Annotated in this window: 1 protein-coding gene; it reads left to right on the forward strand. The window is 64.1% G+C overall.

All coding sequences use genetic code 11. The annotated features are described in order from the left end of the window. The coding region (locus N869_RS15720) for a S8 family serine peptidase (protein WP_035063259.1) at positions 1 to 716 on the forward strand (716 nt) is incomplete at both ends.

The following is a 716-nucleotide window of genomic DNA, read 5'->3' on the forward strand; positions in this document are numbered from 1 at the left end:
ACCACCGGTGAGGGGATCACGGTCGCGGTGATCGACGGTCGGATCAACCCCGACATCCCGGAGTTCGAGGGTGCGGACCTGCGGGTCCGGGAGGACTCGTTCTGCACGGACGTGTTCGACTCGAGCATCGTGGAACCGGCGGTGAGCAAGGGTTCCTTCGCCGACCATGGCACGAATGTGACAGCGATGGTGGTCGGCGGCGGTCGTGGGATCAATGGCGAGAAGGGAATTCGAGGAGTTGCTCCCGGTGCCACGGTGCTCTTCTACGGCGCTAGCGCCGAGGGAGACGGTACTGGTCTTGCCTGCGTCGATGTGGACGGCGTGGACTCCGTCGGCAGCGCGATCAGCAACGCTGTGGACGATGGTGCAGACATCATCAGCCTTTCTCTCAGTACCGCCTACAGGCCGGACATCGCGGATGCAATGCTGCGAGCCCATCGGTCCGGTGTGATCGTCTTGGTGGCGTCGCCGCAGGGTAACGACCTCCAATCAGGCTTCGGTCCGAGCATGATGGTCAACACCAACGGTGTTGTAGTCGTGGAGTCGGGCGGGCCTGATGGTGGGTTGGTCGAGGGGTTGTCGTTGTCGGATCCGTTGGTGACGGTGGTGGCCCCTGGTGCGCACATGCGTACGGTCAATGGGCATGCTGGGTGGGGCGGCTACCGGTTGCAGCACGGTTCGTCGTTTGCGACGCCGTGGGTGGCGGGTGCGTTGGC

Origin of the sequence: Cellulomonas bogoriensis 69B4 = DSM 16987 (assembly GCF_000767165.1) — a bacterium.
In the GTDB taxonomy this organism is placed as follows: Bacteria; Actinomycetota; Actinomycetes; order Actinomycetales; family Cellulomonadaceae; genus Actinotalea; species Actinotalea bogoriensis.